The organism is Bradyrhizobium sp. USDA 4486, from assembly GCF_054057995.1.
In genome coordinates this window covers 809,362-824,929 of record NZ_JBSRZV010000001.1, presented here as the reverse complement: position 1 = coordinate 824,929, position 15,568 = coordinate 809,362, and the positions used below count along the sequence as shown (strand labels likewise).

12 protein-coding genes are annotated in these 15,568 nt (G+C 64.4%); 3 read left to right on the top strand and 9 right to left on the bottom strand.

Going from position 1 to position 15,568, the window contains the following annotated elements:
* Positions 1-94 precede the first annotated feature (94 nt).
* On the bottom strand, positions 95-1,135 hold the full coding sequence (locus ACVWY3_RS03975; RefSeq protein ID WP_456843286.1) for a glycosyltransferase family 2 protein: 1,041 nt from the start codon (positions 1,133-1,135) through the stop codon (positions 95-97).
* Positions 1,136-1,332: 197 nt separating this feature from the next.
* Between ACVWY3_RS03975 and ACVWY3_RS03970 the strand changes: the two genes are divergently transcribed.
* Positions 1,333-2,028, top strand: a complete 696-nt coding sequence (locus ACVWY3_RS03970) for a class I SAM-dependent methyltransferase (RefSeq protein WP_456837278.1) — start codon at positions 1,333-1,335, stop codon at positions 2,026-2,028.
* Between the two features lie 730 nt (positions 2,029-2,758).
* Here ACVWY3_RS03970 and murJ read toward each other — a convergent pair.
* From murJ to ACVWY3_RS03945, 5 genes are all read right to left on the bottom strand, one after another.
* Positions 2,759-4,285, bottom strand: a complete 1,527-nt coding sequence (gene murJ / locus ACVWY3_RS03965; RefSeq protein WP_456837277.1) for a murein biosynthesis integral membrane protein MurJ — start codon at positions 4,283-4,285, stop codon at positions 2,759-2,761.
* A 195-nt stretch (positions 4,286-4,480) separates the two neighbouring features.
* On the bottom strand, positions 4,481-5,668 hold the full coding sequence (locus tag ACVWY3_RS03960; protein ID WP_456837276.1) for a DegT/DnrJ/EryC1/StrS family aminotransferase: 1,188 nt from the start codon (positions 5,666-5,668) through the stop codon (positions 4,481-4,483).
* 10 nt (positions 5,669-5,678) lie between these two features.
* Entirely contained in the window at positions 5,679-6,683 is a 1,005-nt protein-coding gene (locus ACVWY3_RS03955; protein ID WP_456837275.1) for a Gfo/Idh/MocA family protein, read from the bottom strand.
* A gap of 182 nt (positions 6,684-6,865) precedes the next feature.
* Positions 6,866-8,278, bottom strand: coding sequence for a mannose-1-phosphate guanylyltransferase/mannose-6-phosphate isomerase (locus ACVWY3_RS03950; protein WP_456837274.1), 1,413 nt, complete (start codon positions 8,276-8,278; stop codon positions 6,866-6,868).
* A 7-nt stretch (positions 8,279-8,285) separates the two neighbouring features.
* Entirely contained in the window at positions 8,286-9,275 is a 990-nt protein-coding gene (locus ACVWY3_RS03945; RefSeq protein ID WP_456837273.1) for an SDR family NAD(P)-dependent oxidoreductase, read from the bottom strand.
* A gap of 186 nt (positions 9,276-9,461) precedes the next feature.
* Here ACVWY3_RS03945 and ACVWY3_RS03940 point away from each other — a divergent pair, with 186 nt between their 5' ends.
* Together ACVWY3_RS03940 and ACVWY3_RS03935 are read left to right on the top strand one after the other, a co-directional pair.
* On the top strand, positions 9,462-10,421 hold the full coding sequence (locus ACVWY3_RS03940) for a lysylphosphatidylglycerol synthase transmembrane domain-containing protein (protein ID WP_456837272.1): 960 nt from the start codon (positions 9,462-9,464) through the stop codon (positions 10,419-10,421).
* Positions 10,418-11,437, top strand: a complete 1,020-nt coding sequence (locus tag ACVWY3_RS03935) for a glycosyl transferase (RefSeq protein WP_456837271.1) — start codon at positions 10,418-10,420, stop codon at positions 11,435-11,437. Before ACVWY3_RS03940 ends, ACVWY3_RS03935 begins: the two co-directional genes overlap by 4 nt.
* Here the strand turns inward: ACVWY3_RS03935 and ACVWY3_RS03930 are convergent.
* Genes ACVWY3_RS03930 through ACVWY3_RS03920 form a run of 3 tightly spaced genes read right to left on the bottom strand, consistent with a single transcriptional unit; the run spans position 11,425 to position 15,505 of the window.
* Positions 11,425-12,372 carry an NAD-dependent epimerase/dehydratase family protein gene (locus tag ACVWY3_RS03930; protein ID WP_456837270.1) on the bottom strand — a complete coding sequence of 316 codons (948 nt, stop codon included), beginning with the start codon at positions 12,370-12,372 and terminating at the stop codon, positions 11,425-11,427. The genes ACVWY3_RS03935 and ACVWY3_RS03930 overlap by 13 nt on opposite strands.
* Positions 12,369-13,589: a glycosyltransferase family 4 protein gene (locus tag ACVWY3_RS03925; protein WP_456843285.1), complete on the bottom strand. Its 1,221-nt coding sequence runs from the start codon at positions 13,587-13,589 to the stop codon at positions 12,369-12,371. Before ACVWY3_RS03925 ends, ACVWY3_RS03930 begins: the two co-directional genes overlap by 4 nt.
* Positions 13,590-13,591: 2 nt before the next feature.
* Positions 13,592-15,505, bottom strand: coding sequence for an SDR family NAD(P)-dependent oxidoreductase (locus tag ACVWY3_RS03920; RefSeq protein WP_456837269.1), 1,914 nt, complete (start codon positions 15,503-15,505; stop codon positions 13,592-13,594).
* Positions 15,506-15,568: the final 63 nt, after the last annotated feature.

Here is a 15,568-nt window from a genome sequence, read left to right as displayed (position 1 = left end):
CGGGGATGCTTCCTCTCAGGACAGGCTCATGAGCTCCGAGCCCCGATGTTCTGGTAGACCTAATCAGAGACGGGACGGTTGAGCAGCGCCTTCATCAGGGTACCGGGTCGTGAAGTTGGCCGCGCACCTCCGGTCCGGATTGCGCGAGCAATGTCCTGAACGGCGCCCGCTCCAGATCGGTTGCGGCTTCCGCACCGTGCGGCAGACGGCCGCGGCGGTGGATCTGCGAGATCAAGAACAGTGGACGGTTCTTCGACTGGATATAGATGCGGCCGATATATTCGCCCATCAGGCCGAGCACGAGGAGCTGAACAGAGGAAATCATGACGACCAGGAGCGTCAAACTGGTCCAGCCGGGCACAGTGCCGGAGAACAGCCAGCCTACCACCGCCACGATGCCGACAAACGTCAGCAAGCTCGTCAACAGCGCGCCGACATAGGTTGCGATCCGCAACGGCACCATCGAAAAGCTGATCAGCGCGTCGGCAGCAAAGCCGATCATCTTCACCAGGGGATATTTGGTGACACCTGCGAATCGTGGATGGCGATCGTATTCGTAGGCGACCTGCTTGTAGCCGAGCCATGCCACCATGCCGCGGATGAAGCGGTCATGCTCCGGCATCTGCACGAGTTGGTCGGAGATCCGCCGGCTCATCAGGCGGAAATCGCCGGTGTCGACGGGAATATGGACGCGGGTGACTTTGGCAAGCAGGCGGTAGAACGCTTCCGCTGATTTCTTCTTGAAGCGGGTTTCGCCGGCGCGGCTGCGTCGCATGCCATAGACGACGTCGGCGCCTTCGCGCACCATCATCTCGTACATCGGCGTCAGGAGTTCCGGCGGGTCCTGCAGGTCTGCATCGATGACAAGCACGATATCGCCGCGCACGGTCGAAAGTCCGGCCGTGAGCGCGAGTTGATGGCCATGATTGCGTGCGAGCCGGACCGCGACGATGTTGCGGTCCTCCGCCAGAAGTTCGTTGATGATCTTCCAGGTATCGTCAGTCGACCCGTCATCGACCAGAATCAGCTCGAACTTCGGGCCACATAGCGCGCGCGCCGCCGAAACCATCTGGCGATGGAATTCGCGCAGCCCCTCTTCCTCGTTGTAGCAGGGCACAACGATCGACAGAAACATCTTTCCAGGTCGGGGCATCTCGTCCTGAAGGTCCATCTATCCGCCAGTCTCTGTCCGAGGGTGGGTCGGTCCAAATTCCCGCTTCCGATCTTCGGCCAAGTCCGGTTAATTGTTCATCAATTTTTAGACCCGTTGATGCATGATTCGAGCGGACGGATACCGATATCCAATTAAACGCTCGATAGCTGGATCGCCGTATGGACAAGGCCGAATTCGATCGCTTCGCCGACGCTTATGACGACCAGCATCGCGAGAACATCGCCGTTACCGGCGAGGGCCCGGAATATTTCGCCGAATACAAGATCAAGTCGCTCCGCGAGATCGTCAATCGCGCGCGTATCGAGGTGAAGCGGATTTGCGATTTTGGTTCCGGGATCGGCAATTCGATTCCGTATTTTCGGCGCTATTTTCCTGAAGCGGCGCTGACGTCCTCAGATGTTAGCGAGCGGAGCCTCGCATTGGGCCGGCAGCGATACCCCGAAGCCAGCAACTGCGTGCTGATCGAGAACGACCGGATTCCGGTCGAGGCCGACAGCTTCGACGCGGTGTTTTCAGCCTGTGTGTTTCATCACATCCCGCACGAGGAGCACCTGCGGTGGCTGCAAGAACTGCATCGCATCACTCGGCCGGGCGGCTTGATCGCCATCTTCGAGCATAATCCGGTGAATCCGCTGACGGTGCATGCGGTGAACACCTGTCCATTTGACGAGAACGCCAGGCTGATTTACGCTCGCGATCTTGCGAAGCGGCTGCAAGCCTCCGGCTGGGCCGCATCGCGCATCCAGTACAACCTCTTTTTTCCTCGCGCCCTCGCGCGGCTGCGGCCGTTTGAGAACAAGCTGGGTTGGTTGCCCTTGGGGGCGCAATACGTCGCCACAGCGCGCAAGGTTTAATCCCGCGGCAATAGGATGAACCACCGCATGTGGGAAGCAGCCATGCAGACCGCTTGCTATCGAGCACGCGTCCGTGTCTGGCGGCCATCGTCTACATCCCTCGACGGCTCCAGAGATCCGTTACGCTATCCCTTAGCGCGTCGATCGCGCGTTCAGGCGTGAAGCAGTCGATCTCATTGCGCGTCAAGCCAATATCCATCAGTTCCCTGTCACTGAGGTCCTGCAAGGTGACCCGTGGGATCCGGCGCCAGTCCTGAAACGCACGCCAATATCGCTTGAGCGGGCTCAAGACAATGGAGAGGTCAAGGCCGCGCCTCACGGCATCGCCTTCCGTCTCGCATGTACTGTCCGTCAGTTGAGCTCGCACGCTCCTGCTGTTGTGCCGGCAGAGAGCGTGGCCAATGAAAAGGCCCCGTCCGATGCCGGCGGGGCCCTGGTGGAAAGATGTCGTCGTCGAATTCCTAGCGCGCGACTCCTCCCACGGCCCAGCCGAAGAGGGTCATGTTCATCGAGTTCAGTTTGCGCACGGATTTGATCATGAGGCGTTAGTACCACGCCAACCGCATAAAATTAAGGGCTGTGCGTAGGTTGATTGCATCCTGGAGGCGAGCGCGCCGCGCTCCGGCGCCTAAAAGCATGATCCGGAAAAGTGCGAAGAGGTTTTCCGAAAAGATCATGCGCAAACAACATCCTAAAGCGCGATGACGATTCATCCCAATCTCATCGCGCTTTAGCCGCGCACCAGTGAGACCAGCCAGCCGCGGCCAAACAGGACGAGGATCGCGAGCGCGTAAACGATCGTACCCCCGAGGGCCAACAGGACCAGCGTCAATTCATCGTGGAAGTGCATCGAGCCCAGAGCCAAAGCACTGACGCGCGCGATCAGCCAGAAGGCAGCGGCGACAACGATGCCGATCAGCAGGAATTTGGCGAGCGCCATCAGCCAGGCGCGGTCCAGCACGAGAAAGCCGCGCCGCACGGCGAATAAGAGCACCAGCAGCAGATTGGTCCAGATCCCGACCGCGGTCGCGAGCGCAAGGCCGATCTGGGCGAGCGTGCCCATCAACGCGAATTTCAGCGCGACGTTGACGGCGATGCCCGTCAGCGAAGCGCGCACCGGCGTTGCCGTATCTTTGCGCGCATAGAAGGTCGCGACCGCACTGCGGATCAGCACCGCGGGGATCAATGCGATCGCGTAGGCCGCGAGCGTCGCGCCGGCGGCGGCCGCGTCCGCCCTCGAGAACGCGCCGTGGGCGAACAGCGCGCGCATGATCTCTTGGGGCACAGTGAGGAAGGCGGCGACGAATGGAACCGAGAACAGCAGCGTGAAATCGAAGGCGCGGCGCTGCGACTTCATCGCACCGTCATGGTCGTTCGCCGTGATCCGCCGCGACATCTCCGGCAGCAGCACCGTGCCGATGGCAATGCCGATGACCCCGATCGGCAGCTGATACAGCCGGTCGGCATAGTACAGCGCCGACAGCGCGCCGGCCGGCAGGAAGGTCGCGATGATCGTGTCGGCGAACATCGCGACCTGCGTGCCCATCGAGCCCAGCGTCGCCGGGCCAAGCGCCTTGAAAAATCCGCGGACATCCTCGTCGAGCTTGACCGGCGCAAAGCGCGGCAGGCCGCCATGGCGGGCGAGATCGCCGGCGAGCAGGAAGTATTGGAGGAAGCCCGAGATCAGCACGCCCCAGGCCGCGGCGTGACCCGCGGTCGGAAACCAGGCGGCCAGCGCCAGTGTCATCATCATCGCGACATTGAGGAAGATCGACGCGGCAGCGGCGCTGGCAAAGCGCTGCATCACGTTGAGCATGCCGCCATAGAGCGTCACCAGCGTGATCAGCAGCAGGTAGGGAAAGGTGATCCGCGTCAGCTCGATCGCAAGCTTGCGCTGCTCGGCATCCTCGGAAAAGCCGGGCGCAAGCAAGCTCATGGCCTGAGGCATGAACAGCCAGGCCAGGATCAGCAGCACCACCTGCGAAGCCAGCAGCAGCGTGAAGATGCGGTCGGCAAACAGTTTTGCCGCCCCTTCCCCGCGCTCGCCATGGACATGGGCATAGGCCGGCACCCAGGCGGCGTTGAAGGCGCCTTCGGCGAAGATCGCGCGGAAATGATTGGGCAGCCGCAGCGCCACGAAAAAGGCGTCCGCCACCGGGCCGGCGCCGAGGATCGCCGCCAGCATGATGTCGCGGGCAAACCCCGTCAGCCGCGAGAGCAGCGTGTAACCACCGACAGTGAAGATACGTCCGAGCATGCATCTGTTTTAGAGCATGGCACGATTAGGTCTAGGTGGTAGGCGCGAGGGAAGTGTGCGCTTGGAGCGCCGACGGTCTCCCCAGCGTCATGGCCGGGCTTGTCCCGGCCATCCACGCCTTGCCGCACACTCAAAGAACGTGGATGCCCGGGACAAGCCCCGGGCATGACGACCAGCGCAGCAAGAACGACGAAATCAGCCCGCGAGCGCGCCTTGCACGGCGGCGATGATTCGCTCCTGGTCGGCTTCGGTCAAATAGGCGTGCATCGGCAGGCTGATGACGTCCTGCGACAGGCTCTCGCAAGCAGACAGGCCGCCCTCGGCGACCGGATACTGCTTGTAGGCGGTCTGCTGGTGCATCGACTTGCCGTAATAGATCGCGGTCGGCACGCCCTGCGCCTGCAGCGCGGCGGCAAAGCCGCCGCGGTCGGTACCCTCAGGCAGCCGGATGGTGTACTGCGCCCAGACCGAGGTGTTGCCCGGCGCCAGACGCGGCACGGTGACGACGTTGGACAGACCCCGCGCATAACGCTCTGCGACCTTGTTGCGGGCGGCGATCTCGTCGTCGAAGATCTTCAGCTTCTCGATCAGCACCGCAGCCTGCATGGTGTCGATCCGGCCGGTGACCCCGAGACGGACGTTGTCGTATTTGTCGACGCCCTGCCCGTGCACGCGGATGCTGCGCAGCGTGTCAGCGAGCTCGTCGTCATCGGTGAAGATCGCGCCGCCGTCGCCGAAGCAGCCGAGTGGCTTGGCGGGGAAGAAGCTCGTCGTAGTGGCGAGCCCGAAGGTGCCGAGCTTGCGGCCCTTGTAGCTTGCGCCAAACCCCTGCGCGGCGTCGTCGATCACGAACAGGCCCTCGGCCTTGGCGATCTCGGCGATGGCGTCGTGATCGGCGGGCTGGCCGAACAGATCGACCGGAATGACTGCGACAGGCTTGAGACCGGCCTTGCGCGCGGTCGCGATGCCGCGCTTGAGCGAGTCCGGGCTCATGTTGAAGGTCGTCTCGTCGACATCGACGTAGACCGGGGTCGCGCCCATCCGTGCCGCGGGCGAAGCGGTCGCGATGAAGGTGAAGGACGGGCACAGCACGGCATCGCCGGGCCCGACATTCTTCGCCATCATCACCATCAGGATCGCGTCGGTGCCGCTGGCGCAGCCGATCACATGTTTGGCGCCCGCATAGGCCGCGAGCTGCTTCTCGAGCTCGGCGACTTCGGGGCCATTGACGAACTGGCAATGGTCCATCACGCGCTTGACGGCCGCATCGAGCGAGGCGCCGAGCCGCCGGCGCTGCGAGGCGACGTCGATGAAGGGGATGGGTTCGGAACGTAGGTGCTGGTTCATGGTCTGGTTCTTGGCGGCTTCTTGCGCGGTCGACATGGAAAGCGTTTTAGCCGGCGACCCGGCGCGGGGCCTGGCGGGCAGCTGACGAGGCCGCCGGCCGAGATGGCGTTTCGAGGCAGCGCGTTGCGATCTCGAGGCTGGCAACGCCCTCGTCGCCGGTGACCGCCGGCGTCTCGCCGTGGCGCACGGCCTTGAGGAACGCGATCAGCTCGGCGCGGAGCGGCTCGTCATGGCCGACCGGCAGATGCCGCATCGAATAGCTTCCGTCAGGCTTGAAGCCGAAGCATTCGGTGACCTGGCGCGTGAGCAGATCGCCCATCACATATTTGCCGCGGGTGGCGACCGTGACGCTGCGCGCCTTAAACGGCGTCAGCCAGTTGGTGTTGATGTGCGCGAGCACGCCGCTGGCGGTGCGGAACTGCAGCAGCGCGATGTCCTCGCGCTCGGCGACCGCGCTCGACAATTGCGGCTGCACCTCGATGATATCGGATTCGGTGAACCAGCGGATCAGGTCGATGTCGTGCACGGCGAGGTCGATGACGACGCCGACATTGGACATGCGCGGCGGAAACGGACCGACGCGGGTGATCGCGATGGAGAGGATGTCCTCGCCCGCGATCGCCTGCTTGACGGCGGCAACCGCCGGATTGAAGCGCTCGACATGGCCGATCATCAGCGTCACGCCCGCCTTCTGCGCGGCGGCGACGATCTCGTGGCCCTCTTCCACCGTGGAGGCGATCGGCTTCTCGACCAGCACGTGGATGTTCTTGGCGATGCAGGCGAGCGCGACCTCGTGATGCAGATGGGTCGGCGCCGCGATGGTGACTGCATCGACGCCCGCGGCGAGGAGCTGGTCGAGCGTCTCGAAGCCCTGGCAGCCCGCAAGCTCGGTGGTGCGGGTCAGGTGCGTCGGCGACGGATCGACCACGCCGACCAGGCTGACGCCGGGAAGACCGCTCAGCACGCGCGCATGGTTGCTGCCCATCACACCGGCGCCAATCACGCCGACGCGCAAGCCGGCCTTTGCCGGTTGAGACCCTTTGGAACTCATCTGATCGAACCCCGATTCAACGCAAATCCCCGGGCCGCTTCTAGCACGGACGTCACATTTGTGGCGAATGCCGGGTAAGTCACCCGGACACGATTTGATTCAAAAAATTACACGTTTCCCGGGCCTTAGGGCGCCGGAAGAGACCGCCTTCGGGCCGGGTCGCGTGATTCGGAGTTTGCTGGTTACGACCTTTGATAGTCGTCTTCAATCCGGATGATGTCGTCTTCCCCGAGATAGGAGCCGGTCTGGACCTCGATCAGTTCCAGCATGATCTTGCCGGGATTCTCGAGCCGATGGACGGCGCCCATCGGAATGTAGATCGACTCGTTCTCGTGCACGGTCTTCACCGTCTCGTTGACGGTGACCTGGGCCGCGCCGCGGACCACGATCCAGTGCTCGGCTCGGTGATGATGCTTCTGGAGCGACAGCCGCCCACCCGGCTTCACGACGATGCGCTTGACCTGATGGCGCGCGCCGTTGTCGACGGACTGATAGCTGCCCCAGGGACGATGCACCTTGAGGTGCTCCTCGGTCACCTTCGGCGCGACCTCTTTCAGCTTGGTCACAAGCCGCTTGAGGCCGTTGGCATCCTGCTGGCGCGAGACCAGCACCGCATCCGCGGTGGCGACCACGACGAGATCGTCGACGCCTTCAAGCGCGACCAAGGCGTGATCGCTGCTGACGTTGCAGTTGCGGGAATCCTCGAACACCACGGTCCCATGCGCGGCATTGCCTTGCGCGTCCTTGTCCGACAACTCCCACACCGCGCGCCAGGAGCCGACGTCCGACCAGCCGCAGGACACCGGCACGACGGCGGCGCGCGAGGTCTTCTCCATCACCGCATAGTCGATCGAGATCGCCTTGGCCGCGCCGAACGCCTTCGGCTCCAGCGTGACGAAGCCGAGATCGCGGCCGGCCTTGGTGACCGCACTGGACACCGCCTCGACGCTTGCCGCGTCGACCTTGCGGTATTCGTCGAGCAGCACGCTCGCCGGGAACATGAAGTTGCCGCTGTTCCAGAGATAGCCCGAATTGACGTAGTCGGCCGCCTTCACCGCGTCCGGCTTCTCGACGAAGCGCGCGACCGCGTGCACCGTGCCGGCGATCACCTCGCCCGGGCTGATATAGCCGTATTCGGTCGCCGGCCGCTCCGGCTTGACGCCGAAGGTGACGATGCGCCCGGTGCTCGCGGCGACAAGGCCCTCGCGGCAGGCGGCGACGAAAGCGGCATTATCCTGCACCACGTGATCGGCGGCGAGCGCAAGCACGATCGCCTCCTTGGCGCGCGCTTGCGCGAACGCCGCGCCCACGGCGATCGCGGGACCGGAGTCGCGCCGCATCGGCTCGAGGATGACGTCGGCCTCGATGCCGATCTCGGCGAGTTGCTCCAGCACCATGAAGCGGTAGGAGGCATTGGTGATGACGATCGGTCGATCGAACAGCGCGGCATCGGAGACACGCAGCAGCGTGTCCTGGAAGGTCGAGCGCGTGCCGAACAGCGGCAGGAACTGTTTTGGCCGCACCTCGCGCGAAGCGGGCCACAGCCGTGTGCCGGCACCGCCGCACATGATCAGGGGGATAATGCGTTTGTCCATCGTCATCTCAAACCTTGTGGTAGTCTCGGTACCAGGCGACAAAATTTCGGACCCCCTGCTCGATCGGCGTTGACGGCGCAAAGCCGGCGTCGCGCATCAGGTCCTCGACATCCGCGAACGTTTCCAAAACATCTCCCGGCTGCATCGGCAGCAATTCTTTGATCGCCGTCCGGCCCAGCTCCCGCTCCAGAAGCGCGACGACATGCATCAGCTCCTCCGGGTGGTGATTTCCGACATTGTAGACCTTGGACGGCGCATTTGCGGCGGCCGGGTCAGCCGCAGGCACCAAATCGATCAGCTTGGATAATACGCGGGTGACGTCGTCGATATAGGTGAAGTCGCGGCGCATTTTACCATGGTTAAAGAGCCGGATCGGCTTGCCCTGCATGATGGCGTTCGCAAACAGAAACATGGCCATGTCGGGACGGCCCCACGGGCCGTAAATGGTGAAGAAGCGCAAGGCGGTGACCGGCAGCCGGTAGAGGTGGCTGTAGGACTGCGCCATCACCTCGTTCGCCTTCTTCGTCGCAGCATAAAAGCTCACGGGATGATCGGTCCGGTCCTGCACAGAGAATGGCAGTTTAGTGTTGGCGCCATAAACGGAGGATGACGAGGCGTAGACGAGATGACGACAGCCGTTACGGCGGCAGCCCTCGAGCACGTTGAGAAAACCTGCCAAATTGGAATCGGCATAAGCATGCGGCTGCTCGATCGAGTAGCGCACGCCGGCCTGGGCCGCGAGATGCACCACCTGCGCAAATCCGTGCCGCGCAAACAGCGCCGCGATGGTGTCACGGTCGGCAAGATCGGCCTCGACGAAGGAGAAGCCGGCCTCGTTCCGCAACAGCGCGAGGCGCGCCTGTTTCAGTCCCGGATCGTAATAGCTGTTGAGATTGTCGAGCCCGACGACGGCCCGGCCTTCGCCCAGCAGCTGCCGGGCGAGGTGAAATCCGATGAAGCCGGCGGCTCCTGTGACCAAAATCGCCTGATCCGTCATCCTGTTCCCGCGGCGTTCCCAGCTCACGGCGCCTCTTTAGCCGCGGTCGCGAGGGGGTCGCAAGAGCCCGTTGCCTTCGTGGCCGCTCCAAATCACCGCTCTTGCAAGATCGGCGCCAAAACCATACCAAAGCGGCCAAATTCGGCGCCTGGCGTCGGGTAAGCTAACCCTGTTCATGCGGGCGAGATGCGCCGAATCCTGCTTTCTGCGACCAAGATCCTGATTTCCGCAGCGCTGCTCTACCTGGCGCTGCGCAAAGTCGACCTGTCCGAACTTCTGTCGCGCTTCAATGCGAGCAGCCTGTTCTGGATCGCCGCGGCGATCGCGGTCACGTTCCTGCAAATCTTCGTCGGTGTGCTGCGCTGGCGCGAGATCAGCGCCGAATGCGGCGCGCCGCTCGAGCTCGGCCGGGCCATGCGCTACAATGTGATCGGCGCGTTCTTCAACCAGACCCTGCCGTCCGCGATCGGCGGCGATGCGGTCCGGCTGTGGCTGGTCGCGCGCGCCGGCGCCGGATGGCGTGCGGCGACCTACTCGATCTTCGTCGACCGCGCGATCGGCCTTATTGCGCTCGCGATCCTCATCGTCGCGAGCCTGCCCTGGAGCTACAGCCTCATCACCGATCCGCATGGGCGCTCGGCACTGCTGCTGCTCGACCTCGCCGCGCTCGCGGGCGGGCTCGGCTTCCTGGTCTTCGGCGCGCTGAAATGGCGCTGGCTGAAGACCTGGTGGGCCACCCATCACATCCACGCTTGCGCCGTGATCGCCAACCGCGTGATCTTCAACGCCAGGCGCGGACCGATCATCGCGATCCTGTCCCTGTTCATTCACGTGCTCGCCATCGTTATCGCCTGGTGCGTCGTGCAATCGATCGCAGCACCGGTCAGCTTCGGCCAGACCTTCCTGCTCATCCCGCCCGTGATGCTGATCACCTTGATGCCGATCTCGATCGCCGGCTGGGGCGTGCGCGAAGCGACCATGGGCCTCGCCTTCGGCTTCGCCGGCCTCGCCACCAGCGAAGGCGTCAACGTCTCGCTGCTGTTCGGCGCGGTCTCGTTCATCGTCGGTGCGATCGGCGGCCTCGTCTGGATCTTCAGCGCCGAGAAGGCCGCGCAGGGATCGGCGCCGATTGGGGTGCCCGAGTGAACCCGGCCGCCGAAGCCGTTGCCGTCGTGCCCGCGCTGCTTGCCCTTGCGATCGCCGCGCTGATATCGGCCGTCATCACCTGGACGAGCCGTCCGCTGCTGCAGCGCTACGCATTGGCGCGGCCCAACGCACGCTCCTCGCATCGCATTCCGACGCCGCAGGGCGCGGGCATCGCGGTCATCGCCGCGACGCTGCTGGTCGCATTGGCATGGGCCGCCTGGGCCAACCTAGCGATTCCGCCGGCGCTCGTCGTTGCAACCGTCGTGATCGCAATCGTCGGGTTCGCCGACGACATCAAGTCGCTGCCGGTGCTGGTGCGGCTCGCACTGCAGGCCGCCTGCGTCGGCGCAGTGGTGTTCACCGCGCCCGAGACCGCGCGCATCGTGCCGGCGCTGCCGCTCGCGCTGGAACGAGGGCTCATCCTGCTCGCCGGCGTCTGGTTCGTGAACCTCGTCAACTTTATGGACGGGCTCGACCTGATGACGGTGGCCGAGGTGGTGCCGATCACCGCGGCGCTGCTGCTGCTTGGATGGCTTGGTGAACTGACCCGGCCGGCCGCAATGGTTGCGGCGACTTTATGCGGCTCCATGCTCGGCTTCGCGCCGTTCAACAAGCCGGTCGCAAAGGTCTTCCTTGGCGATGTCGGCAGCCTTCCGATCGGCCTGCTGCTCGGCTGGTGCCTGCTGGAGCTTGCCTGGCACGGACAGGTCGCGGCAGCGCTGCTGCTGCCAGGCTATTACCTTGCGGATGCCACCATCACACTGTTCCGCCGCATCGCGCGCCGCGAGCAGTTCTGGTCGGCGCACCGCTCGCACTTCTACCAGCGCGCAACCGAAAACGGCTTTACCGTCCCGCGGGTGACCGGGGAGGCCTTCGCGCTCAACCTCGTGCTTGCGGGGCTCGCCATCCTCACCGTTCAGGCCGGCTCGATGGCGGTCAGCGCGATCGCCTTGCTTTTAGGCGTGGTCGCAATCGGCTTCGTCCTGCGGAGGTTCTCGCGTCCTCAGGCGCCCTGACCCGTCAGTGCGAGCCGCAAGCCCTCGTCGAGGGAGACCTCGGGCCGCCATCCCGTCGACATCGCCTTGGAGACGTCGAGTTCGAGGGAGCCGATCACGCTGTCATATGCGTCCTGCTGGCGGATCGCGCCGAGAAGCCAGCTCAACAGCCTTGGCGGCACCCCGAACAGCCGCGGGCTCTTGCCGCACGCCCTTGCCAGGCGCCCAATGAATTCGGGCGTCGAGACCTGCTCGCTGTCGGCCACCAAGAATATCTCGAAATTGCTCGCAGGATCCGGACGGGACAGCCGGCGCAGGATGAATGACGAGAGATTCTGCACGGCCAGGAAGGCACGATGATTGTGGATCGCGGCGAATGGCAACGGCAGCCCCAGATTGACCGCACGCGTCAGCAGCGCGAAATTGCCCTTGGCGCCCGCGCCATAGACCAGCGGCGGCCGGATCACCGAAATTTTCATGTCCTTGTCGCGCGCCAGCGTCCGTAAGCCCGCCTCGGCCGCGGCCTTGGACATGCCATAGAGACCGCGCGGCGTGAGGATGTCGTCCTCCATGAACGGCGCACGGCCATCATTGTTGCGGCCGTGCACGAGAACGGTGCTGAGGAAGATGAACTGGCGCACGCCCGCGCTAGCCGCCGAGCGCGCCAGGTGCAGCGTGCCGGCAATGTTGACGTTGCGGTAGAGCTGGACCGCGTGCTCCTCGTGCTTGTGATGCACGCGCGCTGCAAGATGGACGACGGCGTCGACGCCCTCAAGCGCAGCTTTCCAATCGGTATCGGGACCGATCGATTCGATCACGACTTCGTCGTGGGTGCCAAGAGGGCCGCGGACCACTCGTCGCACCAGCCATCCCGCGCGCGAGAGCGCGGGCACGACATGACGGCCGATGAAGCCATTCGCTCCGGTCACCAATACGACAGCTTTACGCGCGCTCACCGCTGCTCCGATAGGTCCGGGTTGCGCAACAATTCATCCATCAGGGCGGCATAGTCGTTCATCGCACGCGCGCGGTCGAATCTTGCAGCCGCCTTCACCGCGCGCGCCGCCATCTCTCCGTCGTCGGAACGGGAGGCCGCGCGGATCGCCTCGGCGAGCCGATCAGCACGGCCTGGCGAGACGACCCAGCCGAGCCCGTTTTCCACGACCGTCAGCGCGGCCTCCGCCTCCGGCTCGGAGACCAGCACCACCGGACGGCCGACCGCCAGCAAATTGTAGAACCGGCTCGGCACCGAGACGCCCGCAACGTCTTTCCGATATGGAATGATCCAGAGATTGGCGGATGCCAGAAACGCCTCGAGCTCGGCATCCTCGACCCGCCCCACGAAGGAGACATTGGCGAGGTTCGCCTCAGCCTGCAACTGCTTCAGCCGCTCGAAACCGATGCCCCAGCCTGACAGGAGGAAGTAAATGTCCTGCTCGTCCTTCAGAAGCCGCGCCGCCTCGAACACGATCTCAGGATCATGGGTGAAGCCGAGATTGCCGGAGAGGCCGACGATGAAGCGCGCGGGAATCGCCTGGCGGAATGGATTGTCCGATGTGATCGGGCGCGCCCCGGGTGTGAGCGTCGCCCAGTTCGGGATGAAGCGGATCTTGTTCCGCGTCATGCCGGAATAGCTGAGCAGCGGCCGCTCGGCGTCGCGGCCGATAGTGATGACCGCGTTGAGCGCGCGGAACATCATGCTGTTGACGGCGCGCATGGCCCGCGTGACGATCGCACTAGGCTTGAGCAGGCCCGCCATCACCAGCACGTCCGGAAAGAGGTCGTGCATGATCAACGCCGAGCGCGCGCCCTTCAGCCTTGCTGCCGCGGCGACCGAATAAGGCAGCATGAACGGTGCGGTGACGGTGAGCACGACGTCGCCTCGCCTCAACTCCCGGATCAGCGCGAAGAAGATGCGCGCCGCGAACAGCAGCTCGGACATGCCGCGCCGCACCAGTGCCGCCTTGCCCGCCATCCGGTTCTTGACGGCGATGACGCGCGGCTTGCCCGGGCCGGTTTGCGAATCCGGCACTGCGCCGGGCGACCCCGATAGCACGACGACCTCGTGATCCCCGGCGATGCGGCAGGCGATTTCGGCCATAATCGCCGCGGTCGTGCTCGGATCGGGCGGATAGTGCTGGCTCGCGACGACGATCTTGCCTTGGGACTGCATGGTCACGCCGCGGTCGACCCGAACTCCGGAACCGCGTCCTTCAGGATGGTCCTGATGGTCGCCCGATCGTCGCACGCGATCGCCTGTTCCAGCGCGGCGATCCATTTGCGCAGCATCTGCATGGGCGGCTCGTTCGGCTGCGCGGCCATGATGCCCGCAACACCGATCTCCCGGGTCGGCTCCTCGGAGGCAAACAGGATCTCGTGCAGCCGTTCGCCCGGCCGCATGCCGGTGAACACGATCTCGATGTCGTGGCCCGGCTGGAGACCGGACAGGCGGATCATGCGCTCGGCGAGATCGACGATCTTCACCGGCTGGCCCATATTGAGGACGTAGACCGAGACGTCCGAGCGCTGAGTTCCGACCGCATGCGTCGCCGCCGTGATGACGAGATCGCAGGCCTCGCGGATGGTCATGAAGTAGCGCACCATATCGGGATGCGTCACCGTCACCGGGCCGCCGGACTCGATCTGGGCCTTGAACTTCGGCACCACCGAGCCGTTCGAGGCCAGCACATTGCCAAACCGGACCGAGATCAGCCGCATCGAGGGCTTGGCGCCCCCGCTTGCCACCGCAAGATCGTGATCGAGAGCCTGACAGTACATCTCGGCGAAGCGCTTGGTCAGGCCCAGCATCGACACCGGCTCGATGGCCTTGTCGGTCGAGATCATGACCATGGCCTCGGCGCCGGCAGCAAGCGCTGCGTCAGCCACGTTGATCGAGCCGAAGATGTTGGTCTTGACGCCCTCGCTCCAGTCCCGTTCGAGGATCGGCACGTGCTTGAGCGCTGCGGCGTGGAACACGATGTCAGGCTTGAACTCGGCCATCAGGCGCATGATGCGCTCGCGGTCGCGGATGTCGGCGATCCGTCCTTCGATCGCGGCCACAGCCCCGCGCGCGGTGAGCGTCTCCGAGACGGCGTAGAGCGCCGGCTCGGAATTCTCCACGATCAGCAGCCGCGCGGCCCCGAAGGCGACGATGCGCTCGCAGATCTCCGAACCGATCGAGCCGCCGCCGCCGGTGACGATGACAGCCTTGCCCCTGATCAGCGCTTCCAGGCGCGCATAGTCGATCTTCTCACTCGGCCGCAGTAGGAGGTCCTCGACCGCGACCGGGGTGAGGCGCGGCGTATCGCCGCTCTCCAGCGAAGGCATGCGGTTGACGATCGCACCCAGCTTGCGAGCACGCATCAGGATCGATTCCGGATGCGCCTCGGGCTCGAACGCCGACGGCGTCATGACCACGCGTGCAATCGCCTTGTTGCGCTTGGCGAAATCGGCGAAGACGTCCTCGATGTCGTCGATGCCGCCCAGCACCGGAATATTGCGGATGAGCTGACCGAGGTCCGACCGCGACGGCGACAGGACGCCGACCGGCCAGATGCGCTTGATCGCCCCACTCTCGATGCCGCGCAAAAGCACCTCGGCATCGGCGGTACGGCCGATCAGCAGGGTCGGCGCGGCATCCTGCTCCCGCGCGTGACGCCGTACTCGCGTATAGCGGAAGTACCGGTAAGCCATGCGCGGCGCGCTAAGGAAGGCGATCTCGAGGAACCAGTAGAGGACGATCGTCACCTTGCCGAGGAAGAAGGCGCCGCGGACGTTGGGCGCGACGAAGATGTAGTCGAGCAGAAGCAGGGCAACCGTCAGCACCGTCGCGACGCGAGTGATGTTCAGCGCGTCAGGCAGCGAGATGAAGCGCCATTTCGTCGTCGTCAGGTTCGAGAGGAAGAACACGACCACGCTGAAGGCGAGGAAATAGGGAAGGATCTGGAACAGCAGCGGCAAACGGTCGTAAAAGCCATCGCCCCCTTCGAAGCGCAGATAGAAGGCCACGAACAGCGCTGCTGTCGTCGCCAGCAGGTCGTGAAGCGCGATCAGGAAATTGCGCAAGGTGAGATGCGAAAGACGCGTCATCCGACGACCATGAAGATCCAACTTGTAACAACCTGATCGCGCTGATAACCCATCTCGACAGGA